Here is a 24,690-nt window from a genome sequence, read left to right on the forward strand (position 1 = left end):
CCGTTGGGGGAATGTCCGAAGGACAAGGGGAGATTCCCCTGCTAGGGGAAATGTCCGCAAAGCGGACAAAAGGGTCGGCTGTCTTCGCAGAAGAAGCCGCTTCCGGCGAGGAGGCTGTCACCGGACACTTGTGTCACGGTGACTGAGGGTTTATGCCGCGGCAATAGCTCTCAACCAACCAATATAAGCGAAAGCGGCACGGATCATTCCGTGCCGCTGTTGTTTATGTCATTTATCTTGTCCAAAGACGAAGCAGATCAATTCCTCCGTAGGGTACGGCATTTATGACGTACCGAGAATGACGGGCGTTTCATATATCGAAAGCGTGAGATAGGGGAGAAACGTTTTTGCCATGCGGACGAGCAATGCTCGTCCCTACGCCGACGTACCGAAACATTTCCGATCAATGCCGTCCAAACGCGAAGCAGATCAATTCTTCCGTAGGGACGACCATCGGTCGTCCGCAGAATGACGGGCATTTCCGTTATCGAAAGCGTGAGATAGGAAACAAGCGCTTCTGTCCGGCGGGACGTCGAGGCGCCGTCCCCTACATTAATGCGATCTTATTCCACCGCCTCAATGAAATACATTCTCGATGAAAAATCGGGGAAGAGGCGGACGTTCTCGTTATATCCGGTGCCCGAGAACTGCTGTCTCAGCGCCACGCCCGCGCTCATCAGCACACTGCCCTTCGCGGTATGATCCTCCACCTCGCCGCCCATCTTGATGAACCGCGCAATCATATTGTGGAGCATACCGTCCTGACGGATGCGGATGGGGGACATGGTGTTGATCAGGCTGCCGAAGAGCTTGATGTTGACCCTGCCAGAAATATTATGGAATCGGTAGGTGCGGTCGGGATCCAGCCCCTTGCAGTAGAAGCGGTGCGCCTGTGTGTTCGGCTCCACACTCTCCTGCATCATCATGCCCACGGCACGCGTCTTGTCGTCGCTGACACAGATCCATTCATGCACGTTCCCGGAGCGTATGCGGTAAAAATCGCCGTATTGCAGGACGTCGCGCCACACCTTGTACAGCGTGATCTGCAAGCGTGTATGCTCCTTGTCCCAGCGGAACATCTTGCCGACGTCCAGCTCATAGCCCAGCGCGCCGAACGCCGCGATGTTGAAGCGTGTTTCCAGCGGTGTGGAACGCAGGGTCTGGTGATTGGGAGAGCCCGATACATGCGCGCCGATACAGCACTGCGGATAGCCGTAGCTGTAGCCCTCCTGGATATGGGAGCGGCACAGCGCGTCGGTGTTGTCACTCGCCCAGATCTGCGGGAAGTAACACAGGATACCTAAGTCAAAGCGGTTGCCGCCCGAGGCACAGCCCTCAAAGAGGATATGCGGAAAGCGCTTTGTCAGCGCGCCCATGATCTTGTATAAGCCGAGGATGTAGCGGTGCGCCGTCTCACCCTGCCGTTTCGGGAGCAGATACGGCGAGTACACATCCGAGAAAATGCGGTTCATATCCCATTTGACATAGCTGATCTTGCCGGAGGAGAACACCTCGCTCATCTTCTCGATCAGATAGTCGCAGATTTCGGGATTACACAGGTCGAGGATCCGCTGATGCCGCCCCTCGCTGTGGAGCTTGCCGTTGATCGCCATCGCCCAGTCGGGGTGCTGTTCATACAATCGGCTGTTGACGTTGACCATCTCGGGCTCGACCCAGATGCCGAACTGCATCCCGTGGTCGGTGATCTTCTTCGACAGACGCCCCAGCCCGCCGGGGAGTTTTTTATGGTTGGGATCCCAGTCGCCTAAGGAGCGGGTGTCGTCACTGCGGTCGCCGAACCATCCGTCGTCCATGACGAACAGCTCCACGCCCAGCTCGTGACCCGCTTTGGCGAGGGATACCAGACTGCTTTCGCTGATATTGAAGTAGGACGCCTCCCACGAGTTGAGCAGGATGGGGCGTTCCGCTTTTGCCCATTCTCCGCGCAGGATGTGATCCTTGACAAAGCGGTGCATATTGCGGCTCTGTCCCGAAAAACCGTTTTCGGAGTAGGTCATCACCGCCTCGGGAGTGGTGAAGCTCTCGCCTTTTTCGAGGATAAAACGGAATCCCGCGGGGTTGACGCCCTGCGCAATACGGGTCTTGCGGTAGGCGCTGACCTCGACGGCGGCGTAGTGGTTGCCGCTGTAGATCAAATTGAAGCCGTAGACCGCGCCGCTGTCCTCGGTCGCGTCGGGACGATGGAGCATGAAGAAGGGGTTGGCGCGGTTGGAGGAGCATCCGGTGCGGCTTTCGATCACGAACTTTCCGTGGGAAACAGAGGCGGTGCTTTTCTCCATCTCACGCGTCCATGCGCCGTGAAAGGAGGTCGTCTGCCATTCGTTGTCCGGCAGATCGAGCTGCGTCGACAGCAGTCGTTCGAGCTCGATCGCGTGATCGCCGTTGTTGACGAGCTTTGCCCATCGGGTGATAACGTCACATTCCGGATAGACGCAGTAATGCAGCTCCAGTAACATCGCGCCGTCCTTGAACGCGAGGCAAAGGTGCTCTGCCGTACCGTCGGCGTTGTAAGAGCCGGGCAGTCCGGATAGAGAGGGCTTGCTGTCCGTGATCTCACAGCCGCGATACAAAAAGTCGGTTGTGCGCGAGCCGTCCGCCCGGACGAGTTCGATGAACGGCTCGCGAATATCGCCGTGACCCGTGCCGGAGAATTCCAGACACATATCCTCGAGCACGGTAGTCGGATGATCCGCGGAATAGACGATCGCGTTGCCGGGCTCGAACTCACGCTTTTGCCGCAGTGCCTCGAGCTCCTCGGCGCTGTCGACGTCGATCCTCGCGCCGTAGTACAGGTGCTCCGCGTGACCCGACGGCGTGATCGCGAGCATATATGATGTGTGATCGGTATTCAGAATAAACAGTTCCTGACTGCCGGTGATTTTTTTGATCATGATTGATCACCTTGGTTCGTTTGATAGTTCGGTTGCAGAGTTGATGAAACGCAATGTAGGGGAGGGGCTTGCTCCTCCCGATTGAAAATCAATATTGATTTTCAATGTTGTTTTTTATGATTTTGTTTCGTATCGATTGAATATCGCATTCAGTTTCGTTTTGTCTTGTTCGGACAGATGGATATACCGGGCATGATACCGAATACTGTTGCCTTCGGAATCCACTTGGAATACTTTTGATCCGAATCGAATCGAACGTGTGTCGCCGAAAAACCAAAAGTAGGGCATAATGACAGAGACTTGCCGATTGAGCAAGGCAGACAGCTCGGACGCTTCTTCCTTTGTCAGTTCCTTTTCGACGACATCGTAATCATTTACATAATATGTAATGGTCGCGTGATCCTGATCGGACACATGAACGGGATAAGGGATACAGACCGCAATCAGAAAAATAACCCATAACAGCATGGTGACGATCGTAATGATTCGATCCGTTTTGGATGCGGCGGGATAGCGGGACGGATCATCTTTTGTTTGATGCGTTCTCAGGAAAAACAGACCTACACCACCGCTCGCAAAGGCTGTGACACATACCAAACTGACTATTATCGCGTAGGGAAGGAACGCAAACACCTCGTTGATCTCGTTATTGTAGGCGAAACACAATAATATCCATGTGAAATGCGCGATCACCGTCGCGATCCCCAAATGTACTGACAGGATGATATATTGGAAGGTGTTTTGCGCGGCAAATATGTTGATCAGAACAAGAACGGTATGCGTCAGAAAAAAGATCAGAATGATTCTGAGCAGATCAGCCCCTGTTTTCTGTATCATTACCGCAGCCGCTAACGGGCAAAGGCAATTAAGCAGGATCCCGATAATGAATCCGATGGGGTAATGCTTTTTGGCACTTGTCATCGCATTCTCTCCTTAAAAGTGTCTTATTAGCTTGCAGCCTTACTGATAGAGTTATTTCGATTTCTTCTTCTCGATCGTATCCATGATCTTCTTCTCATTGTAGAAGCCCAGGATGATCGCGCCGAGCACGCAGAACGCCACGGCGACAAAGCCGACTAAGATCATGCCCGTGACGGAGGCGGTGATGTCGTTGCTGTTGGTGTTCTGGGTCGTGCCGATGATCGCCAGCGATGTGAACACCAGCATCGCGATCGACTGACCGAACTTCATCGCGAAGGTGCGCGCCGCAAAGAACATGCCCTCGCGGTTCTCACCGGTCTCGATGCCGTCAGCCTCGGCAACGTCCGCGACGATGCTCTGCGGGATGATGCCCAGCAGCGCCATCGGGAACGCCGCGATCACACAGATCGCAACGCCGTATACCACGCCGGGGATCACGGTAGTGCCGATCACGCCGATCAGACCCGCGATCACATACGCGAGCGCCAGCCCTAAGAAGCCGATGATGACGAGCTTCTTCTTGCCGAACTTTTTGACCAGTTTGCTGACAAACGGATAGAAGCAGGCGGACAGCACCGTCATGCCGCCGAGGAAATACATTGTAAAGCTCTCGTCGAGCTTCATGCTGACCTTGACGAAGAACGGCAGGCCCGTCTGGAACAGGGTCAGACCCACCCAGTACATAATGTCGGAGCCGGCAAAGGTGCGGAAGCTTTTATTCTTGAAGGTCGCGGAGAGCGACTTGAGCATATTGACGTTGGAGGGCTTGGTGTCGACGAATTCCTTCTCTTTGAGGCAGAAGGTCGGGATCAGCATACAGATGCACGAGATGATCGCCAGCACGATGAAGCAGATGCGGTAGCTCCACGCGAATCCGACCGAGCCGCGCAGCATACCCGCAAAGACAAACGGGGTATACGCGAGCATCGTGCCGCCGAAGAAGGTCAGTGAGATCGCGGTGGAGATGTACATGCGGTCGTCCTGCGTCTTGCCGAATTCGGAGATCAGCGCGTTATACGGCGTGCAGTACATGGTCATGAACAGGTAGAACAGCACGATGAAGACCGATATCCACGCGATATTCCAGCCGCTGATCATGTTGACGGGCGCGCAGAACAGCAGCACGGTCACCAATGACAGCGGGATCGCCGCGTACTGCATGAAGGGGATGCGTCTGCCGCGCGGATTCTTACTGCGGTCGGAGAGCGATGCGATCCACGGATCGGTGATCGCGTCAAATATTCTGGACAGGGCGGTGATCAGACCCAGTACGGTCAGAAAGCCGCCGATCACAAGACCGGGCACAATGTACTGGATCGCGCCGTTCTCGATATCCACCTGTGTGGGCAGGTAGAAGGTGACGAACCACGCGCTGATGATACCGCTCAGCGTCGACCATCCGAGCTGACCGACTGCAAAGATCCTCATTTGTTTTTTTGTTAATCGCTTCATGATGTCCTCCGATATATGTACATTGGTGTTGCACTTGTGTAGGGACGACCAGTGGTCGTCCGCGGACGGGCAATGCCCGTCCCTACAATTCTTTATTTCGATTTCTTCGCCATGGCGAGCTTGACGACCTCGTACGCGCCGTCATAGAGCCCTGATACCTTATTCGCCTTGATGCGGTCGCACATGTATTTGAGGGTGGCCTCTTCCTCTAAGAACAGCTTGATCATCTGTAAGGTGTGCGGTACATCCTCGCACTCGAGCGAGCCGTCGCCCATCTCGGCGGAGTGGATCGCACCCCACTTTTCGTGACCGCCGATGCGCTTCAGGAACAGCTTGGGGATGGGGTAGAAGGCGAGTTCACTGGGCTTGGTCAGCAGCACATCCGCCGAACGCATCAAGAGGTTGGTGCAGTACACCGCTTCAAAGATGTTTTCGTGCCAGAAGGCGTGTATGCCCTCGACATTGCCGACGATCGCGTCCTGCGCGAAGGCGTTGGTGTCCGCCCAGTCGTTGAAGTGGGTGGTACTGATCTCGGCAAGCTCCGGGATATCGCGGCACAGCTCATCCCATACCGCCTTATAGTCGCCCACATTGACATAGAGAGCGGCTTTCTTCGCCTTGACGGCGGGCAATAAGTATTTGATGACTGCCGCGAACAGCTCGCGCTGAGCGCCCGCGCCGCCAATCGACATGAGAAAACGCATCGGCTCGCCGTTTTTCTTGCGCGCCAGCCGCGCGTCACAGTCCTTTTCGATATTCGCGACCAGCTCGTGGTCGATGTAGTGACCGGTATAGACCAGATCCTCTGCAGGCATGGGATTGAGGACTTCTTTTTTCTTGAAGCCGTTGAGGATGCGGTAGCCCATGTAGCTCTGGTGCGTCTGGATGGTGTGGGTCGCGCCCTCGGCGAGGTGCAGCGCCATCGGCCAGTTATCCGGGATGGCGTTGACCACGTGTTCCATGCCAGCGTGCAGCGCCGCCTGTGCCGGCCACACATGGGTGCCGATCAGCGGGATGTCCTTGGGGATGCTGTGGAACACCGGCGCCATCAGCTCGGCGTTCTTCTGGTCGGCGGCATTGTAGCTGAGCTGTCGGAAGCCCTCGTAGTTCATCGGCTCCCATACGAGCTTGTTGAACAGCGGGAGCTTCTGGCTCAGGCGTGAGCCGAAGCTGTACAGATCGTTCTGCTTGCCGATGACCTTGGTGCAGGTGGTGTCCTTGTAGGAGTTCAGATCCATCCAGTAGGGGGTGTAGCCCAGCGCCTTGGCGGCGGACGCCATCGCGATGGAGATACGGTAGTGACCGAAGCCCATGCGGATGTTGCCGACGATGATACCCTTTTCGGTGTCAAAGGGGATCTCGCCCTCACCCTCGTTCACGCGGATATCATAGACGCCTAGTGGCTCATACAGGGTGGCGTTTTCGACCAGCTTCGCGGAATAAGCCGCCTTGCTGTCGTCGCCGAATTGCCTGAGATAGCTTTTCTTTTTTTCGAGCGCCTTTTTATAATCCTTCGCGCTCATTTGGTTGCCGAAAATAACTTTGCTTCTGTCAGCCATCGTGTTCCTCCTTGCGCTTATCACTGTTTAATTAGTTAAAGTGATAAAAACTTATAGTGATAATTGCGTAATTTTATACATATTATATAATAACATAAAGTAATAGAAAAGACAATCCGCACTATGGCGATATTTCAGCCTCTTTTCTATTCAACATATACAAAAACCGCCGCGGCGGAGAGTATTTGACTTCCCCTTTCAAACAGCGTATAATACATTCAAATCAACAAAAAAGAGGGATAGTATGTCAGCAAACACCCAAGACAATAAAAAAGCACCCACAGCGGTCAAGGATCTGGTCTTTACCGCGATGTTTACCGCGCTGATCGCGGTATGCTCCATCATCAGTATCCCGATCGGCGAGGTGCCCGTTACCCTCCAGACCTTCGCGATCTGCCTTTCCGCCGCCATGCTCGGATGGAAACGCGGTACGCTCAGCGTGTTCGTCTATATCCTGCTCGGCGCGGTCGGCGTGCCGATCTTCGCGGGGATGAAGGGCGGCGTCGGCGTACTGGTGGGACCTACCGGCGGCTATATCATCGGCTTTCTCTTAACGGCGCTCGCGGTCGGCTTCGCGGCGGACAGATGGCGCCGCAAGGCACTGCCGCTCACGATCGCCATGGCGGTCGGCGTGCTGCTCTGTTATGTCGTCGGCACTATCTGGTTCATGGTCGTTACCAAGATGCGCCTCGGCGAATCGCTGCTGCTGTGCGTAGTGCCCTTCCTGATCCCCGACGCGGTCAAGATCGCCGCGGCGGTACTCCTCTCCAACAGATTATCCAAGGTGGTCAGATTATAAATGTGGCTGTTCATCTTCAACTCCATACTCTTAGGCGTCGGACTGGCGATGGACGCCTTCTCGGTTTCGATCGCCAACGGTCTGAGCGAACCGAAAATGCGGCGGGTCAAATGTGCTGCCGTCGCGGGCGCGTACAGCTTCTTCCAGTTTTTGATGCCGATGATCGGCTGGGTGCTGGTCACCGCGCTGGTGAGCTGGTTCGGCGTGATCCAGCGCTTTGTGCCGTATATCGCGCTCGGACTGCTCCTGTTCATCGGGATCAAAATGATCGTCGAATCTCTGCGCGGCGCAGAGGAGAAGGAAGCGCGCCGCCTGACCGTCCCGATCCTGCTGATGCAGGCGGTCGCCACCAGCATCGACGCGCTGTCGGTGGGTTTTACCCTCGCCTCGTATGAGCTGCCGTCGGCACTCGCCGCCTCACTGATCATCGGCACGGTCACCTTCATCATCTGCCTGTTCGGGCTGTGGATTGGCAAGCGCTTCGGCAGTATTTTCAAGCACGCCGAGGTCCTCGGCGGTATCATCCTGATCCTCATCGGGATCGAGATCTTTGTCAAAAATATTTTTTTCACTACATAAAAAGGGAGCTGAACTCTCCGTGAGGTTCAACTCCCTTTGTTTTACTTTTCTCTTCCGAAATACAGATGACTGAGGATGCCGGCTCCGCCGGACGAGTCAAGCTTGAATTGGATCCACATCTGCGTATTGTTGTCGCCAAAGTAGGTCATGGTGATTGTTCCGGCGTCGGAATGATCGTCAGCCTCGATCGTATATTGTGACGGCTGTCCCATCTTTTGGATCACGCTGTCGATGGTATCCGCGCCGGTGATCCCGCGATAGCTGAACGCGGCGGGGTCGCTGTGCTTGCTCGCCGTGCCGCGGGGAAAGAAGGAATAGACGGCGGTCTCCTCCGGATCATCGCCTGCTTTATCGATGTAGACCGTACAGAACTTGTCGTTATATGTCAAATTGACATGCTGCGGTTTCGTTGTGTTCGCACCGGGCTTTTTGTCTTTTTCATATTTCCAGCCGTCGGCGATCATGTCCTTGAGCTTGGTTTGATTCAAGGTGTATTCGTATCCCTCCAGGGTGATGGTCGTACCGAGCTCAAAGCTTTTTGTGTTATTGTTCTCAAAGACGGTGTCGTAATTCGTTCCGTTTTCCGTGATTGCATATTTGCCGTCCGTGTAGCCCTCGCCGAGGTGATAGTTCGACAGATCGAGCTTGTCAAACGCGAATGTGAGCGTGTTGTTGAATGCTTTGGCGGCGGTGGAATCTCCGTCCGCGGTGAATTTCGCGATTCCTTTATTCTCGGAGCCGGCAGCAGAAGCGGAGGTTCCTTCGCCGGTTTGATCGTCGGTATCCTTGGGCTTGTAATAGGGATAGAGTAGGAAAGCGCCTGTGATGAGCGATACCATCAACACGATGGTAACGATCGCGGCGATCACCCTGCCGTAGGTCTTTTTGCTTTTTTTCGATTCCTTTTGTGCGAAAGAAAAGTCGTCGGCATAGGTAGGAGCGTCATCCGGGATGTCCTCTTTGTCGCTTTCGGCTCTGTCGCGTTCATCCAGATAGGCGGCGCGTTCCGACGGATCCTTGAAATAGACGGAGGGATTGCTGGGGCTTTTGGAATAATCCACGCGATCGCTTTTATCCGCGTAAAGATCGCGGTATGTCTGCGCGTCCTTTTGGCGATCATAGTAGGTGTTGGGGTTGCCCCATGTCGATCGGGTGCGGTCGATGTTTCCTGCGGGCACACCCTCATAGACCGGCGTCGGATGAGCCGAGAGAGCCTGATCGAACAGGCGCTTGAGCTCAGTCATATCATGACAGCGGTTTTCTTTTTTGACCGCCAAGCCATAGCCCAAAACATTTTCGAGCTCCGGCGAGATGGAAACGCCCAGCTCATAGGGGCTTTTCAACTCGTCGTTTCTCAGTCGCTCGAGTGATTCGATCGGTGTTATGCCGGTGATACAGCGATAGATGGTGGCGCAAAGCGCGTAGACGTCCGTCCACGGTCCCTGCTCACCGTTACGGCGGTATTGCTCCTCGGGCGCGTAACCCTGCTTGAGCATGATCGACATCGTCTTTTTATCATCGACAAAATCTCTTGCTGAGCCGAAGTCCATCAGCTTGAGCTTACCGTTTTTGAGCAGCATGATGTTATCGGGACTGATATCGCGGTGGATGATGCCGGCGGAATGGATCTTTTCGAGCGAGTCGATGATCGGATAGAGCATTTCGATCACCTCGATCGGGTCGAGCCTGCCCTTTTCCTTTTGATAGTCCTTTAAGGTGATGCCGTCAAGATATTTCATCACCAGATAGGCAGTGTTGTTTTCCTCGATATAATCCGTGGCGTCTACGATACCCGGCTCGTCAATGAACTTAGCCAGGGTGGTCGCTTCTTTCAAAAATCGGTTTCTGCCGTGAATGAATACCTCCGCGTTGGATCCGGAGCTGACAAAGACGTCGTTGCCGGAGTAGGTGTCGCGGTAGGAGTAGCCGTGGGGAAAATACTCCTTGATGGCGACGACGTTGCCGAGCTTACTGTCCTCTCCCAGATAGGTGATACCGAAGCCGCCTTCACCCAGTACGCCGTGGATGATATACCTGTTTCCGACAGCGGTGCCGACAGGCAGATGGTGGGGCTGCGGATCGACCAGATTCCTTGCGCCGCAGCGCGGACAGATCGGAGATTCGCCTCTTTCTCGATTGCAGTACTTACAAATCATGATAAACCTCGATTGCGTCAGGTTAGTATACTTACTATCATCATACCGAAACAGAGAGATAATGTCAATCATTCCCGCAAAATCCCCGGGAAATCTTTTGATTCTCGCCTTTCTCAGCGATTTGCGGGATCTTCCTCAACCTCTGCCGCAAAAGGACTTTCGTTTGTGTCGGATGAGTTGTTGACAACGCCGACCGTTATATGATAATATAACCATGTATAACTATGCCCTTTGCATATGTATAATTTGGTTGAGATTGCGGTAGCTTCGATACAAGTGTTGAGAGCTTCGCAATGACCGCATGATAAGGAAAGGAACAATACTATGATTACCGCGATGTTATTTGCGGGCGGTAAAGGCGCGAGAATGAAATCCGTCGATCTGCCCAAGCAGTTTTTAGAGGTAGGCGGCAAGCCTATCATCATCCACACCATGGAGCACTTTGCCCGTCACCCGATGGTCGACCATATCGTGGTCGCCTGTAAGGAGGACTGGATCGATCACCTCGAGAATCTGATCGAGCAGTTCAACGTGCCAAAGGTCAAGTCCATCGTCCCCGGCGGCGCTTCCGGCTTTGACTCCATCCACAACGGCGTGGTGGCGACGCACGAGTTCTCCCGCGATCCCGAGGATATCATCCTGATCTGCGACGGCGTGCGCCCGATGCTCTCCGAGGAGCTGATCACCAACTGTATCTTAGAGACCAAAAAGCACAAGACCGCTGTGCCCGTCACCCCGTCCATCGACTCGCTGCTTTATTCCGAGGACGGCATGACCTGCGGCAAGAGCTACCAGCGCTCGACCATGTACATCACCCAGGCGCCTCAGGGCTATACCATGGAGCGCATCCTCTGGGCGCATGATCAGGCGTACAAGCGCGGGATCCTGGAGCCCGTTTCCTCCAGCGAGCTGTTCATCGAGCTGGGCGAAAAGGTACATATCTTCATCGGCGAGCGCTTCAATATCAAGGTCACGACCCCCGAGGATCTGACCACCCTGCGCTCTCAGTATTACTATGAGAATTACAAGAAATTCGCCAAGGAGGAATTGAAGTATGGATTATAAGGTAAAAGACTACGTCAAAAAGAGTATCTATACCAACTTAGAGGATATCGCGAACGCGCCCATCTCATGGGACAAGCTCAAGAACAAGACCCTGCTCCTCACCGGCGCGGGCGGCTTTATCGGCTACTACATGACCTGCGGTATTCTGCTCAGAAACGACCTCTACGGCGACAATATCAAGGTGCTGGCGCTCGAGCGCTTCGGCGATTTCGCGAAGAAGAAGTTCGGCAAGCTCCTCGAGCGTGACGACGTCGAGCTGATCGTACAGGACATCACCGAGCCGATCAAGGCGGAGCGCGCGGATTTTGTCATCCACGCGGCGTCTCAGGCGAGCGCGATCGAATTTGAGCGCGACCCTGTCGGCACCATCAGCGCCAACCTCAGCGGTACGGAAAACGCGCTGAACTTCGCGAAGGACAGCAACAGCGAAGCGTCGCTGATCGTGTCCTCATTAAAGGTCTACGGTACGCTCTATACCGGCAAGCCGTATATTGAAGAGGACGACAACGGCTATGTCGATTTCACCTCCTACAAAAGCTGCTATGCCATCGGCAAGCGTGCCGCCGAGACCCTCGCGGCGAGCTACAGTAAGCAGTATGAGATGAACATCCGCATCGTCCGTCCGTCTTACATCTTCGGCGCGAGCCGTCTGGATGACGACCGAGTATGGGCGCAGTTCATCGCGAACATCGTCCGCGGACAGGATATCCTCTTGAAGAGCAACGGCGCGACCAACCGTTCCTTCTGCTATGTCACCGATACCGTGACCGCCATGCTGCATGTGCTCCTCGACGGCGAGAACTGCGTGCCGTACAATATCTCTAACGAAGCCTCCAACACCACCATCCGCGGCTTTGCGCAGGCGGCGTGCGAGGTATTCCCCGAGCGCAACATGAAGCTCGCGTTCGCCAATCCCGAGGATGAAGTAATGCCCGAGCCCTCGCCGAACGATCCCACCCCCGAGATCATGGACAACAAGCGCATCCGTTCCATCGGCTGGGAGCCGAAGATCGACCTCAAAGAAGGCATCCGCCGCGCGGTCGCGATCTTAGAGGAAGACTAAATTGCCTAAAGACTTCTGTCCGTTAAGGGAGATGTTTTTGTGATATATTTGAAGGACGCCTCATGGGAGAGGATCCACCTGAATTTGACTGTTGCAACAGATAAAGAAGCGGAAAGAATACGTTCTCTCCGCTTCTATCTTGTCACGCTGTCGGGCAGGGTCGAAGCGGAATTCCGCCAAGCAATCGTTGACGGAGATACCGTTCGGCTGTCGCTGAATGTGACCAACAACGGGCTGAACCGCTGTATTGAGAGCGGGACATACCGTATCCTTGCCGCTGACGGCAGCGGTGAGTCGACCGCCGTACTGTTCGACGGCTCGTTTGAGACGCTCTCCCGCTATGGCAGGAGCTTTGTCTACGGCGCGGGGAACGGCGTTTATACCGTCAGCTTCATGATTGATGAATTCTCCGATCTCCCCGAGCTGCGTATGATTTTTTTGGACGCGAAAAAGTCCGACGGCAAAGAGGATCTTTATCGAAAGAGATCGTTTTCCGATCGGCTGAAACGCTTCGTCAAACGATCTGCCGACGCCGCGAATGTTTGGTTCCAGAAGGCGATCTATTCCTGTATCAGGGCTTTCCGATTTCTGCGAAAACCCCGTATCCTTTTCCTTGATGAAAAGCGCGACGTTCTCGCTCCCAGTATGTCGGCACTGTACGACAGGATGATCGGGCGCGGACTTGACAAGCGTTATGTCATCAAGTGCTCTTTGCGCAACACGGAGAGCAACTCCTACTCAAAATTATCGACCGCCGCGGTGATCGCGAGGATCGCGAAGGCGGATATCATCATCGTCGATGACTATGTTCCCGCGTTCAACACGCTCCGGCTCGCCGACAGCGTCAAGGTCATCCAGCTCTGGCACGCCGGCGCGGGCTTCAAGGGCGTCGGCTACAGCCGTTGGGGACATTTCGGCTGTCCCGCGCCTTATTGCGCCCACCGCCGCAGTGACTACGCGATCTCCGATTCCAAGGCGATCCGGCACTTTTTCTCGGAGCCCTTCGGGATTCTGGAGGAACAGGTGATCCCCACCGGTATGCCCCGCATGGATCCTTATCTTGATGAAGAAAACCGACGCAGGGTCAAGCAGGAGCTCTATGAGCGCTATCCCGCGTTCAAGGGCAGGCGCGTCATCCTCTTTGCGCCGACCTACCGCGGACGCAACCGAAAGACCGCTTACTATCCCTATGAGCTGATCGACTTCGAGCGCCTTTACCGCTATTGTGAGGACACGGATTCGGTCGTGCTCTTTAAAATGCACCCGTGGGTGCCCGGTGAGGTCGAGCTCGAAGCGCGGTACCGTGATCGCTTCTTCTCTATGAACGCCTACCCCAACATCAATGAGCTGTTTAATATCACCGACCTGCTGATCACCGACTATTCCTCGTGTATCTATGAGTTCATGCTGATGAAAAAGCCGATGCTTTTCTTTGCGTATGACCATGACCGCTATGCGGTGTCGCGCGGATTCCACCGTGACTACGCCTCCAATGTGCCCGGCAAGATCTGTCTGACCTTTGACGAGCTGCTGCGGGCGATGCGTGAGGAGGATTATGAATTTGACAAGGTCGAGCGGATGCTGCCCCTGTATTTCGATCATGTCGATACAGGCAGCTGCGACCGCGTGATCGACTGGCTGGTGCTCGGCGATCTGCCTGAGGAATATTCATCCGCCCTGCAGGCTCGCCGCGATGAAACAGCTCGCGCAAGGGTGCTCAGGTTCCCGTCCGCTTCATCCGCGGACTGATCGAACAGGATAGAATTAAAAACGGCATGATCGCTGACGATGATCCTTTGCCGCACTGCCGTGCTACGGCTTTACCGCGCAGGATCAGACCGAGTCCGAATAACAGAAAGGCATTTGACATGAAAAAAGTATTGATCCCGATCATATTGATACTCGCACTGCTGATGAGCTTATCCCTGTCAGCGTGCGGTCAGAAAGATAACGGCGCTACCTCCGATTCAGCCTCCGCCGATCAAAGCGCTACTGCTGATTCACGCGGCGCGTCCTCCGCTTCTTCCGCGAAAGCATCCGCAAACGGGGATGAAGAAAAGAGCGATTCTTCCGCGTCAGCCGAGGCGGAAAAAGGCTCGGGCGGCTCACCCGGAGCGGCGGAAAATCAGCAGGATATCGTGCAGAATGATGCCGGTGAGAACGACGGAGAAGAACAGAGCGCGGATGATCCCGCGCCCGAGAAAAAGGCAGAGAGCGGGTCGACAAAGCAGTCCTCCGACTCCGGTTCGACCTCTTCCGTATCGCCGAACCCCGCATATGACGACGACCATCGTCCGCAGTTCACGATCGTGATGACCGACAAGTCGAGCAAAAAGGAATACTCCGCCGCCTGTAGCTATACCACGGATAAAAAGGATGAGGCATACGCGTCATTCTTCCTGCCCGCGGGCAACTACGATATCGCGGTGTATGAGTACGCCGACAAGATCGACAAGGACAACCCGCTCGCCGAATCCACCTATAATAACGCAAAGGCGACCAAGCGCAAGTCGGTCCGCGTCTATTACACCCCCAAGGATGAACGGATCGAGGTCAAAGAGAGCGCCTCGAGCAGAACGCAATAACATGAACAAAGGGCTTCCGCACGGAAGCCCTTTTTATTATGTCATATGCAGATTACAGGCTCCCTTTGGTAAAGGTGAGGTGTTGTCCAAATCTTGATTTGGGGCACAACACCCATACAAAGGAGAGCTGTCCCGGAATCGGGACTGAGGGATTGCAATAATTGTTTAAGGCTAAGCCGAGTGACTTTTACTTCGCGTAGAGCTTGCCGACGATATAATTCGACAGCCGACGCGGCAGGAGCTTTGCCAGCACCGCGATCGCCTTGTAGGAGAAGCCGATCGCCTTGAGCGGACGCGAATTCTTTTTGATCGCCAGCTTTGCGATATATTCACCCGCCTTTTTGGGACTCATACCGCCGCGCTCATCCTTTTCCATCACGGCGACGGATCGGCGCACGCGTTCGCCGTAGTCGCTGTTCTTGCAGTCGTCCTTTTGCCTTGCATCGGTAAAGCCCGTGGCGATATCGCCCGGCAGTACCGCGCACACGGTGATCCCATAGGGGCGGATCTCATTTTGCAGCGCCAGCACATAAGCCGCGATCGCCGCCTTGCTCACACTGTACCACAGCTGGAACGGGATCGGCAGGATGCCCGCGACGGAGCTGACGCAGACGATCCGTCCGCTGTTCTGCCTGCGCATATGGGGCAGCACGGCGCGGATGACGTTGTCGGTGCCGTACAGGTTCAGCTCAAGCTGTGCGTGTGAATCGGCGGAGGCGGTCATCTCGGCGGCGCCTGAGATGCCGTAGCCCGCGTTGCTGACCAGTATATCGATCTGCCCTTCGCGCGTGATGATCTCTTCGATCGCCTGTTTCACCTGATCCTCGTCGGTGACGTCGGCGGTGATGTGATTCACGCCGTAGGGCGGGTTTTCGCGGCGGGACAGCTCATAGACGGTACAGCCCTTTTTGGTCAGGCTCAGCGCCGTTTCTCTGCCGATGCCGCTGCTGCCGCCCGTGACGACGGCAACCTGTTTCTCGTTATTCATTGCTCAACAGTACCTTTGCGATGACGCCGACCGCCTCATCGATCAGATCCTCTGTCAGCGTCGCCATGTAGCTGGTGCGCAGCAGACACTCGTTCGGAGCGGTCGCGGGGGGCAGTACGGGGTTGACGTATACGCCTGCCTCATAGACCTCCTTCGCCTTGATCAGGGTGTTCTCCATCGTGTAGGTGTAGATGGGGACGATCGGTGTTTCGCTCTCGCGGATCTTCAATCCCGCATCACGCAGATCCTTGCGCGCGTGAGCGGACAGTGCGTTGAGCCGTTCGGGCAGCTCGGGATGCGCCTTGAGGTGTCTGAGCGCCGTCAGCGCTACCGCGCAGCATGCCGGCGGGATAGACGCCGAAAAGATGAACGGACGCGAGTTGTGGCGCACATAGTCGCACACGGTATGCGATGCCGCCATGTAGCCGCCTAAAGAGGCTAAGGACTTGGAGAAGGTGCCCATGATGATGTCCACCTTGTCCTCGAGCCCGAAGTAGCTCGCGGTACCTCTGCCGCCCTCGCCGATAACGCCCAAGCCGTGAGCGTCGTCGACCATGACGCGCGCGCCGTACTGTTCGGCGAGCTTGCAGATCTCGGGGAGCTTGGCGATATCGCCGCCCATCGAGAACACACCGTCGGTGACGATCAGGATGCCCGCTGTTTCGGGGATCTTCTTGAGGATGCGTTCCAGATCCTCCATATCGTTGTGCTTATAGCGCACCATCTTGCCGAAGCTGAGCTGACAGCCGTCATAGATGGACGCGTGATTCTCGCGGTCACAGACGACATAATCGTTTCGGCCGACGATCGCGCTGATGATACCTAAGTTGCTCTGAAAGCCGGTCGAGAAGGTGACCGCTTCTTCCATATTGACAAAGGCGGCAAGCTCGGATTCCAGCTCGAGGTGCATACGCAGCGTACCGTTGAGGAATCGTGAGCCGGAGCATCCGGAGCCGTATTTCTCCAGCGCCTTGATACCCGCCTCTACCACGGTCGGCTCGGTCGTCAGACCCAGATAGTTGTTGGAGCCGAGCATGATGCGGCGTTTGCCTTCCATGATGACCTCCACATCCTGCCGTGTCTCCAGCGCGTGAAAGTAGGGATAGATCCCCTCGTTGCGCAGCTGATCGGCAAGCGTGAAGCGTTCGCATTTTTCAAAAATGTCCATCGTTCTTCCTCCCATATCGGGTGATACCTTTGGATTGTTTTGGATTTTGCTTGACCAAGATATTTTACATGAATGTGAGGTGTATGTCAAGAAAAACGCCTATAAATGTAATACTTCACCATGATTGTCACAGAAAAATCATGCCATAATTGTTGAAATAGCACTTGTTTTGTGGTATGATCTTGAAGAAAAGAGGGATAGGATGAAACTGATAAAAGAGGCGGTCATCTCCGCCAGCATTTGTGATTCCAATGTAAAACTGGGCGTGAAGGGCACCTTTGATCTGGTGCAGGATTACCTCACCGAGATGATGGGGGAGCTGGGCATCGACGGCGTGTCACTGCGCAAAAAATACGGCTGCGTGTGGATCTTTACCCGCAACCGTATCGAGATCGACCGTGAATTTTTCTGGAAGGAGCGCTACATCGCCGAGAGCTTTATCTCGTCCGCTAAGGGCGCCAAGATGACGGTCGACACGATCCTGAAGGATGAGCAGGGCAACACCTGCGTCTATTCGCGCATCGAGATGTGCGCGCTCGATCTGAGCACCCAGAAGATCCGCCGTATCCGTGATGTCGGCATCACCTCGGATACCCATGTGGAGGCTCCCGAGCGTGAGATCTCTTTCAGCCGCTTAAAGCACGAGGGACTCAGTGAGATCGACACTGTTTTGGTGAAGTCGGGCGATATCGACTTTGTCCAGCACACCAACAACGTGTCCTACATCCGCTTCATCATGAACACCTACACCGTCAAGGAACTGCGCGAGCGTCCCGTCAAGGCGATCGAGGTGCGCTATGCCGGTCAGACCCACGAGGGCGATATCCTGTCCATCCGCAAAGCGGAACAGGACGGCAAGGAGCTCTTCGACGTAGCCCTCGGCGATACCGTAGCGGTAGAGTGTGAGATAGTGAGGAGTTAGGAATTAGAAATTAGTAATTAGTAATTTCGGGAAAACGCCGACGCGTTTTTGATTATAATATCGACAAGTAACATTAGCGCCCGCAACTCTATGAAAGTTGCAGGCGTTATCATTTGGCTGAGATGGCGACATTAATTCCTAATTCCTAATTAACATATCGGTGTTTTCATAACTCTGTTCGATCTCTTTGGAATAGGTCTGCGCGGCGGCGATGATGTCGCCGCTTTTTTGCGCCATGTTCCCGACGATCCCGACGGAATCGATGAGGAACCGTATCGGCGCCGTTATATCATAGCTGTCGATCGCGCCGAGCAGGTAGCGGTACAGCCAATACAGCCCGAGCCGCGTCAATTCCGCTTCATTGTGTAAAAGCGCGGGTTCAGTCTTTGCCGCCTGAATGATCTTTTCGCGGTTGCTTTCCTCGATATACTCCAGTTCTTCAAACAGTTCGGACGATAGCGATCCGGGCGTGACGACTTCTCCCGTCAACTCCCTTTGCGCCTCTGCTGCCAATGTTCTGAGCTTCTCAAAGCGCTCCGCAAGCGGAATGGGTTGCGTGAGAAGCATTGCCGCCCGCTCTCTGACCGTCAGCAAAAAGCGCATCACATCTACATCGTATTCTTCGCAATCCGCGCAGTCTACGCCGACAAAATCCTCATACGCGTTATCGGTGGTCAAAATCAGCCGCGCCGCCTCGGGACAGGCGAGGGCGAGCGTGTGTTCCGTGAACGTCGTGTAATCCATCGTGATCCGCGGAAACTGCGCACAGGTATCGCACAGGTGCTCTTCGCCCAGCTCGCGGAAAATATCGCACAGGTGATCGTCGCCCCAGAAGGGACATTTCTTCTCTTCCGCCAGGTGAAAAACGCGGTCGCCGTCGGGATCGGTGTAGATCGCTTCTCTGAGCTTCTCGCCGAATTCCCCCTGCACGCTGTTGTAAAAATTCTCGGTCTCGCTGTCGATCACCACATCCCATCCCTGACAACAGCTGTCGGGACAGGCGGCGGCGATACAGCGGAATTCCCGGTAATAGGTCGGATAATAATGCTTCATGTCTTGATCTCCTATCATTTCCCTGTATTCAAAACAGTTATCGCGAAGGGCAAACACGCGTGTTTAGCCCTGTGGCAATCTCAATCGATCAAATCGATGATCTCACACCGGGTTCATTATCCGCCAATTATTTGCCAAAGTCAACAAAAACCAGTTGCAATTTGCTCGATTCGTGATATAATATAATTCGATAAAAGAAAAAGTGCCGGCTGAATCATGCTGAAAAGCCTGTATACATATAGTATACTATCAAATCGGTTGAGAGCGATTTCGATTTCTGAACCCTCCGCCGCTTTGCGGCACCTCCCTTAGGAAAGGGAGGCTTGGTATTTCGGTTTACCGCTGATAGAGGCTTGACTGCGTGGGGACGGCACTCCGGAGAATCCCGATCGATCGGGTGCCGAAGGGGCAAGCGCGCAGTTTTGCGCGTCAATCTCTCAGGCAAAAGGACGGAGCTTTTTGACAACGTTTTTGCGCGGGTCACGGCTTCGGCTGTGATCCGTTTTTTGTTGGATAAAAGAGTGTTTCCAAGGCTCCCTTTGGTAAAGGGAGCTGTCGACGTATGTCGACTGAGGGATTGCATAATTGCTCGAGTGAAGCGAGTATCTCAATATTATTATTTTGATGTTACAGCAAAGTATAAAAACAGAGTATCTCCCTTCGGTCGGTCAATTCGTACAATCCCTCCGAGCTTGCCTTTGGGCAAGCCCACCTCCCTTTACCAAAGGGAGGCTGATAAACCGCCATATAATTCACAATTCTATCTGTATTACTGAGGAGGAAATAATAAAATGTGGGAAAGTTTTCTCAGTGCTGTTGAAAAGGGCAACAGCGTGCTCAACAGCTACGTCTGGGGCTGGCCGACCATCATCCTGATCCTGGGCACCGGTCTGCTGTTGACGATCCGTACCCGTTGCTTGCAGGTGCGCAAGTTCGGCGAATCGCTCAACACCACCATCGTCCCGACCCTCAAGAGTCTGGGCAAAAAAAAGCAGGCGGACGGCAGGATGAATTCGATCTCCCAGTTCGAGGCGTTCTCCACCGCGATCTCCGGCACCGTCGGCACCGGCAACATCATCGGCGTTGTTGCGGCGATCATCTCCGGCGGACCCGGCGCCGTACTGTGGATGTGGATCTCTGCCTTCTTCGGCATGGTCACCAACTACGCCGAAAACGTGCTCGGTCTTTACTTCCGTAAAAAAGACAGCAAGGGCAACCTTGCGGGCGGCGCGTTCTACTATATCGCCTACGGTCTGAAATGGAAGTGGCTCGCGTATCTTGCTTCCGTCTTCTGCATCCTTGCCGCCATCGGCATGAGCGGCGTGCAGACCAATAAGATCTCCGGCTCGCTGTCGGAGGCATATATGCGCATGACAGGCGCCGAGAACGCCGAGGTCGTCAAGCTGATCGTCGGCATCGTCGTCGCCGTGATCGCCGCGATCATCATCATCGGCGGCATCAAGCGTATCGGCAAGGTCGCGTCCATGCTGGTACCGTTCATGTCGCTGCTGTTCATCGTGCTGGCGCTGATCGCCATCTGCACCCACTATTATCGCATCCCCGAGGCTTTCTCTCTGATCTTTACCAAGGCGTTCAACTTCAACGCTGTCGGCGGCGGTATCTTAGGCTTCACCTTTGCCACCGTCATCAAAAAGGGTATGGCGCGCGGCGTATTCAGTAACGAAGCGGGCTTAGGCTCCTCAGTCATCGCGCACTCCGCGTCCGAGACCCGCGAACCCGTCAAGCAGGGTCTGTGGGGCGTTTTCGAGATCTTCTTCGACACCTTCATCATCTGCACCCTGACCGCGCTGATGTTCCTGACCACCTTTGACGCGCATTATTTTGACGCGCTCGACCTGACGCAGAACGGCCTTGACTCCTTTATGTCCATGTCGATGTTCTCCGATAACTTCGGCGCGTTCGGCACGGCGACCTTCTCCATCATCCTGCCGCTGTTCGCGTTCACCACCATCATCGCGTGGTCGTACTACGGCGAAAAGGCGGTCGAGTTCTTCTTCGGCTTTATGAAGGAAGAGAACCGCAAGTATCCCGTCACCGTGTTCAAGGTGCTCTATGTCCTGCTGATCGCGGTCTCGGCAACCATCCACAGTCAGGTCGTCTGGGATATCAGCGACACCTGCAACGGCTTGATGGCGCTGCCCAATCTGATCTGTCTGGTCGCGTTATCGGGGCTGGTCGCCAAGATCACCAAGAACTATTTCGACCGCAAAAAGGGCGCGAAGATCGAACCCATGCTCTCCGCTTATCCCGATCTGAACGAGGAGTTCAAGCAGGATATCAGCGGCGACGATCAGGAAATGAAATAAAAGCATCATAAAGGGCGGTTCTTCACGGACCGCCCCTTATGATATGACAGGCTCGCTTTGGTAAAGAGAGCTGCTGAGCATAGCGAAGCTGAGGGATTGCATCAATTGCTCGAGCTAAGCGAGTAACAAACAAACTGTTATCATTCCATAGTTAACGAAACGATCGACCGTTAATCTTTGTGCAACAATGCGTTCTCATTCGATTGACATTGGCGCACCATAATGTTAAAATTACTACAATCCAATTGCAGACGAAAGGTGCAGCAAGATGAACAAAGTGATCATTACCACCGACAGTACCGCCGATATCCCCGCCGATATCGCTGAAAAATACAATATCCGCGTCGCGCCGCTCCACGTTTTGTATGACGACGAGGACTTCACCGACGGCGTTGACATCACGCCCGAGTATATCCTCAGACGCTATGAAGAGCGTGAGCAGCTTCCCTCTACCTCCGCGGTCACTCCTGAGGAGTACCGTCAGTTCTTTGAGGGCATCCTGAACGAGGGATATAAAGAGATTGTTCATATCGCTTTTTGCGGCGATATGTCGTCCACCTGTCAGAACGCCGTGATCGCGGCGGGCGAGTTCGAGCAGGACATCTGCGTCGTGGACAGCCGATGCCTGTCCGTCGGCATGATGCTGCTCTGTCTGCGCGCCTGTGAGCTCAGAGATATGGGCATCTCGGCGAAGCACATCGCTGACACGATCGGCGATATGACCGAGAAGAACATCGGCGGCTTTTTACTCAGCCAGCTCGAATTCCTGCACAAGGGCGGCCGCTGTTCGAGCGTTTCACTGCTCGGCGCAAACCTCTTGAACATCAAGCCCTCCATCGTCATCAAGGACGGCGCCCTGACCGTGGCTAAGAAATACCGCGGCAAGGATGAGATGTGCCGCCTCAAATACATGAAGGATCGTATCGAGGAGTTCGGCGATCAGATCGACACGAGCCGCATCGTCCTGCATACCACCTGCGACCTGACCGAAAAGGAGATCAAGGGCTACAAAAAGGAGCTCAAAAAGCTGATCAAGTGCGACGAGATCATCGTGTCCACCCCCGGCTGCGTCATCACCTCCCACTGCGGACCGGGCACCTTCTCACTCTTCTTCATGCTCAAATGATCCGGAAATAGATTGACCGTTATCGGAGGTTGCTTCGATGAAATAAATAATGACCGACAGCCGTGTTTTCGACTGTCGGTTTTTTGTTGATTTATTATCAGTGCTATTCACATTATTTGCATATTCATCCCTGATTCGAGAAAAATATTCATCGATGATTCTGTCGATTCTGCTCAAAAACGGCATAGGATTCGGAAAATTCATCAGTTATTGACGGTTAAAATCACTAAAAACACTCAAGATTTATGTCGCTTTTTGCCAAAGTTTTTGTTTTGTTTTGTTTATTGTGGACATATTCACCGTAGTATGTTATAATCCTGTCAACAAGAAGGTGGAGTGTGGTAACATGGCAAGCAACTTAAAAGTTATCATCAATAATCCCCAAACCACGATCAAGATCCCTTCGGGGACCCGTATGTTGGTGCGGCGCAGCTGTCATGCTGCGTTGGAGTATGAGCAGTACGATCACCGTGCCGATATTTATGTTGATTTCGTAGATAACGAAATGCTGAACAAGTTTAAATCGAAGCGCGTCAGCACGATTGAGGCTCCCGAGGTGATCGCCGATCCGAGCGATCAGGAAGAATGTTTGGGTACGCTTTACATTTCGGTGGAGAGGGTTATTGAATTAACAAAAGTGTATAACCGCCCGTTCGAGATGGGTATCGTTTACGCTGCGGTACACGGCGTGCTGAATTTGCTGGGTCAGTATTATACCGACAAGCCCGCCAAAGACGACCAGATGCTGAAAGAAGCAAAGATCCTGACACAGCTCGGGTTTTCACCCATCGTAGGCTTTTAAGGAGCTCGTGTACAGCGACAATCGAAAAGAATGTAGGAGATCGCCCGATATCGTGGGCGATTTTTTACTTTACGGCGCTTTTGCCCTCAGGCAGTAGGGGACGGCGCCCCCGACGTCCCGAAACATCGCCGATAAACGTCGCCCTAACGCGAAGTAGATGAAACCTATTGTAGGGGAGGGTCTCGACCCTCCCGCCGAACCCATCCAATACACGCTACCCATCCGCGAAGCAAATCCATCTTTCCGTAGGGATGGTCATTGACCATCCGCAGAATGACGGGCGTTTCCGTTGTCGGGATCGTTAGATAGGAATACGACGTTTCTGCCGCGCGGACGAGCAGTGCTCGTCCCTACGGAAACGCATATCTCCTCAACGGACATTGCGTTTTGACCAACGCTTTGCCGCGGGAGGGTCAAGACCCTCCCCTACAAATCCACTGCACAGTTGCCATCCAATCCACACCACCCAACCATAATCAAACCAATCCCCAACACAAAACGAGGTATGATCATGACAGAATTACAAGCTCTTCACGCGCGCCACTCGGTACGCGCTTACCAAAAGAAACCCGTCGATCCCGATACGGCAAAGCTTCTCAAAGACCGTATCGCACAGATGAACAAGCAATACGACCTGCGCATGCAGTATGTCGAACCCGCGGGCGCGGTGTTTGGCGGACTCGCGTCCAAGCTCACCGGCTGGAGCAATGTGCCCGCCTATATCGCGATGATCGGCAAACGCGGCGACGATCTCGACGAGCGCTGCGGTTATGTCGGCGAACAGCTCGTCCTGTACGCGCAGCAGCTCGGTCTGAACACCTGTTGGGCGGGTATCTTCAAGCGCAAGCAGGTCACCGCCGCAATCGCGGAGGATGAAAAGCTCGTGCTCACGATCGCCGTCGGCTACGGTGTCGATCACGGTCATCCCCGCCGCTCCAAAAGCGTTGAGGATGTGACCGACGTCAAGGAGATGCCGGACTGGTTCAAAGCGGGGATCGAAGCCGCCCTGCTCGCACCCACCGCGGTGAATCAGCAAAAGTTCACCTTCACCCTCGACGGTGAGATACCCTCGGTCAGCGTCAGCGCAAACGGACCATTTGTCAGGCTCGACCTCGGCATCGTCAAATACCATTTTGAGTTAGGATCGGGCAGAAAAATCCGATAACCACCGACAGCCCTTTCAAGGGGCTGTTTTTCTATCCCAAATTCTTGA

The 24,690-nt window shown here is 54.3% G+C and carries 19 protein-coding genes and 1 riboswitch; of the genes, 11 read left to right on the forward strand and 8 right to left on the reverse strand.

Annotation, left to right across the window (positions count from 1 at the left end; genetic code table 11):
- Positions 1-563: 563 nt before the first annotated feature.
- The 4 genes from JKK62_RS15980 to JKK62_RS15995 all read right to left on the reverse strand — a co-directional run bounded on the left by JKK62_RS15980 (position 564) and on the right by JKK62_RS15995 (position 6,844).
- Positions 564-2,912, reverse strand: coding sequence for an alpha-galactosidase (locus JKK62_RS15980; protein ID WP_201428790.1), 2,349 nt, complete (start codon positions 2,910-2,912; stop codon positions 564-566).
- 114 nt (positions 2,913-3,026) lie between these two features.
- Positions 3,027-3,833, reverse strand: a complete 807-nt coding sequence (locus JKK62_RS15985) for a hypothetical protein (RefSeq protein ID WP_201428791.1) — start codon at positions 3,831-3,833, stop codon at positions 3,027-3,029.
- Positions 3,834-3,884: 51 nt separating this feature from the next.
- Positions 3,885-5,285: an MFS transporter gene (locus tag JKK62_RS15990; protein ID WP_201428792.1), complete on the reverse strand. Its 1,401-nt coding sequence runs from the start codon at positions 5,283-5,285 to the stop codon at positions 3,885-3,887.
- Positions 5,286-5,377: 92 nt separating this feature from the next.
- Positions 5,378-6,844 carry a DUF6937 domain-containing protein gene (locus JKK62_RS15995; protein ID WP_201428793.1) on the reverse strand — a complete coding sequence of 489 codons (1,467 nt, stop codon included), beginning with the start codon at positions 6,842-6,844 and terminating at the stop codon, positions 5,378-5,380.
- 244 nt (positions 6,845-7,088) lie between these two features.
- Here JKK62_RS15995 and JKK62_RS16000 point away from each other — a divergent pair, with 244 nt between their 5' ends.
- Together JKK62_RS16000 and JKK62_RS16005 are read left to right on the forward strand one after the other, a co-directional pair.
- Positions 7,089-7,643 carry a biotin transporter BioY gene (locus tag JKK62_RS16000; RefSeq protein WP_201428794.1) on the forward strand — a complete coding sequence of 185 codons (555 nt, stop codon included), beginning with the start codon at positions 7,089-7,091 and terminating at the stop codon, positions 7,641-7,643.
- Positions 7,644-8,222 (forward strand): manganese efflux pump MntP, encoded by a 579-nt coding sequence (locus JKK62_RS16005; protein ID WP_201428795.1) that lies wholly within the window; start codon positions 7,644-7,646, stop codon positions 8,220-8,222.
- Positions 8,223-8,263: 41 nt separating this feature from the next.
- Here JKK62_RS16005 and JKK62_RS16010 read toward each other — a convergent pair whose 3' ends face one another.
- Positions 8,264-10,378, reverse strand: coding sequence for a serine/threonine-protein kinase (locus JKK62_RS16010; RefSeq protein ID WP_201428796.1), 2,115 nt, complete (start codon positions 10,376-10,378; stop codon positions 8,264-8,266).
- 324 nt (positions 10,379-10,702) lie between these two features.
- Here JKK62_RS16010 and JKK62_RS16015 point away from each other — a divergent pair, with 324 nt between their 5' ends.
- From JKK62_RS16015 to JKK62_RS16030, 4 genes are all read left to right on the forward strand, one after another.
- Positions 10,703-11,443 carry an IspD/TarI family cytidylyltransferase gene (locus JKK62_RS16015; protein WP_201428797.1) on the forward strand — a complete coding sequence of 247 codons (741 nt, stop codon included), beginning with the start codon at positions 10,703-10,705 and terminating at the stop codon, positions 11,441-11,443.
- The gene (locus tag JKK62_RS16020) at positions 11,433-12,506 is read left to right on the forward strand and encodes an NAD-dependent epimerase/dehydratase family protein (RefSeq protein WP_201428798.1); all 1,074 of its coding nucleotides are present in this window, start codon (positions 11,433-11,435) and stop codon (positions 12,504-12,506) included. Before JKK62_RS16015 ends, JKK62_RS16020 begins: the two co-directional genes overlap by 11 nt.
- A gap of 39 nt (positions 12,507-12,545) precedes the next feature.
- The gene (locus tag JKK62_RS16025) at positions 12,546-14,255 is read left to right on the forward strand and encodes a CDP-glycerol glycerophosphotransferase family protein (RefSeq protein WP_201428799.1); all 1,710 of its coding nucleotides are present in this window, start codon (positions 12,546-12,548) and stop codon (positions 14,253-14,255) included.
- Positions 14,256-14,374: 119 nt separating this feature from the next.
- On the forward strand, positions 14,375-15,091 hold the full coding sequence (locus JKK62_RS16030; RefSeq protein WP_201428800.1) for a hypothetical protein: 717 nt from the start codon (positions 14,375-14,377) through the stop codon (positions 15,089-15,091).
- A gap of 187 nt (positions 15,092-15,278) precedes the next feature.
- Here JKK62_RS16030 and JKK62_RS16035 read toward each other — a convergent pair whose 3' ends face one another.
- Positions 15,279-16,079: an SDR family NAD(P)-dependent oxidoreductase gene (locus tag JKK62_RS16035; RefSeq protein WP_201428801.1), complete on the reverse strand. Its 801-nt coding sequence runs from the start codon at positions 16,077-16,079 to the stop codon at positions 15,279-15,281.
- Complete coding sequence (locus tag JKK62_RS16040) at positions 16,072-17,247, reverse strand: aminotransferase class I/II-fold pyridoxal phosphate-dependent enzyme (RefSeq protein ID WP_201428802.1); 1,176 nt, start codon at positions 17,245-17,247, stop codon at positions 16,072-16,074. Before JKK62_RS16040 ends, JKK62_RS16035 begins: the two co-directional genes overlap by 8 nt.
- Before the next feature lie 202 nt (positions 17,248-17,449).
- Here JKK62_RS16040 and JKK62_RS16045 point away from each other — a divergent pair, with 202 nt between their 5' ends.
- Positions 17,450-18,169 (forward strand): acyl-ACP thioesterase domain-containing protein, encoded by a 720-nt coding sequence (locus JKK62_RS16045; RefSeq protein WP_201428803.1) that lies wholly within the window; start codon positions 17,450-17,452, stop codon positions 18,167-18,169.
- A gap of 138 nt (positions 18,170-18,307) precedes the next feature.
- On the opposite strand, the gene fliB is transcribed toward JKK62_RS16045, so the two are convergent.
- On the reverse strand, positions 18,308-19,222 hold the full coding sequence (gene fliB / locus JKK62_RS16050) for a flagellin lysine-N-methylase (protein ID WP_201428804.1): 915 nt from the start codon (positions 19,220-19,222) through the stop codon (positions 18,308-18,310).
- Between the two features lie 365 nt (positions 19,223-19,587).
- Positions 19,588-19,685, forward strand: a riboswitch (glycine riboswitch).
- Between the two features lie 328 nt (positions 19,686-20,013).
- Here fliB and JKK62_RS16055 point away from each other — a divergent pair.
- The 4 genes from JKK62_RS16055 (at position 20,014) to JKK62_RS16070 (ending at position 24,642) form a co-directional block, all read left to right on the forward strand.
- Positions 20,014-21,549, forward strand: coding sequence for an alanine/glycine:cation symporter family protein (locus JKK62_RS16055; protein WP_201428805.1), 1,536 nt, complete (start codon positions 20,014-20,016; stop codon positions 21,547-21,549).
- 268 nt (positions 21,550-21,817) lie between these two features.
- Positions 21,818-22,675, forward strand: a complete 858-nt coding sequence (locus JKK62_RS16060; protein ID WP_201428806.1) for a DegV family protein — start codon at positions 21,818-21,820, stop codon at positions 22,673-22,675.
- A 346-nt stretch (positions 22,676-23,021) separates the two neighbouring features.
- Positions 23,022-23,477, forward strand: a complete 456-nt coding sequence (locus JKK62_RS16065; protein ID WP_201428807.1) for an rRNA maturation RNAse YbeY — start codon at positions 23,022-23,024, stop codon at positions 23,475-23,477.
- A 511-nt stretch (positions 23,478-23,988) separates the two neighbouring features.
- Positions 23,989-24,642 carry a nitroreductase family protein gene (locus JKK62_RS16070; protein WP_201428808.1) on the forward strand — a complete coding sequence of 218 codons (654 nt, stop codon included), beginning with the start codon at positions 23,989-23,991 and terminating at the stop codon, positions 24,640-24,642.
- The last annotated feature ends 48 nt before the right edge of the window (positions 24,643-24,690 follow it).

It is taken from the genome of Ruminococcus difficilis, assembly GCF_016680995.1.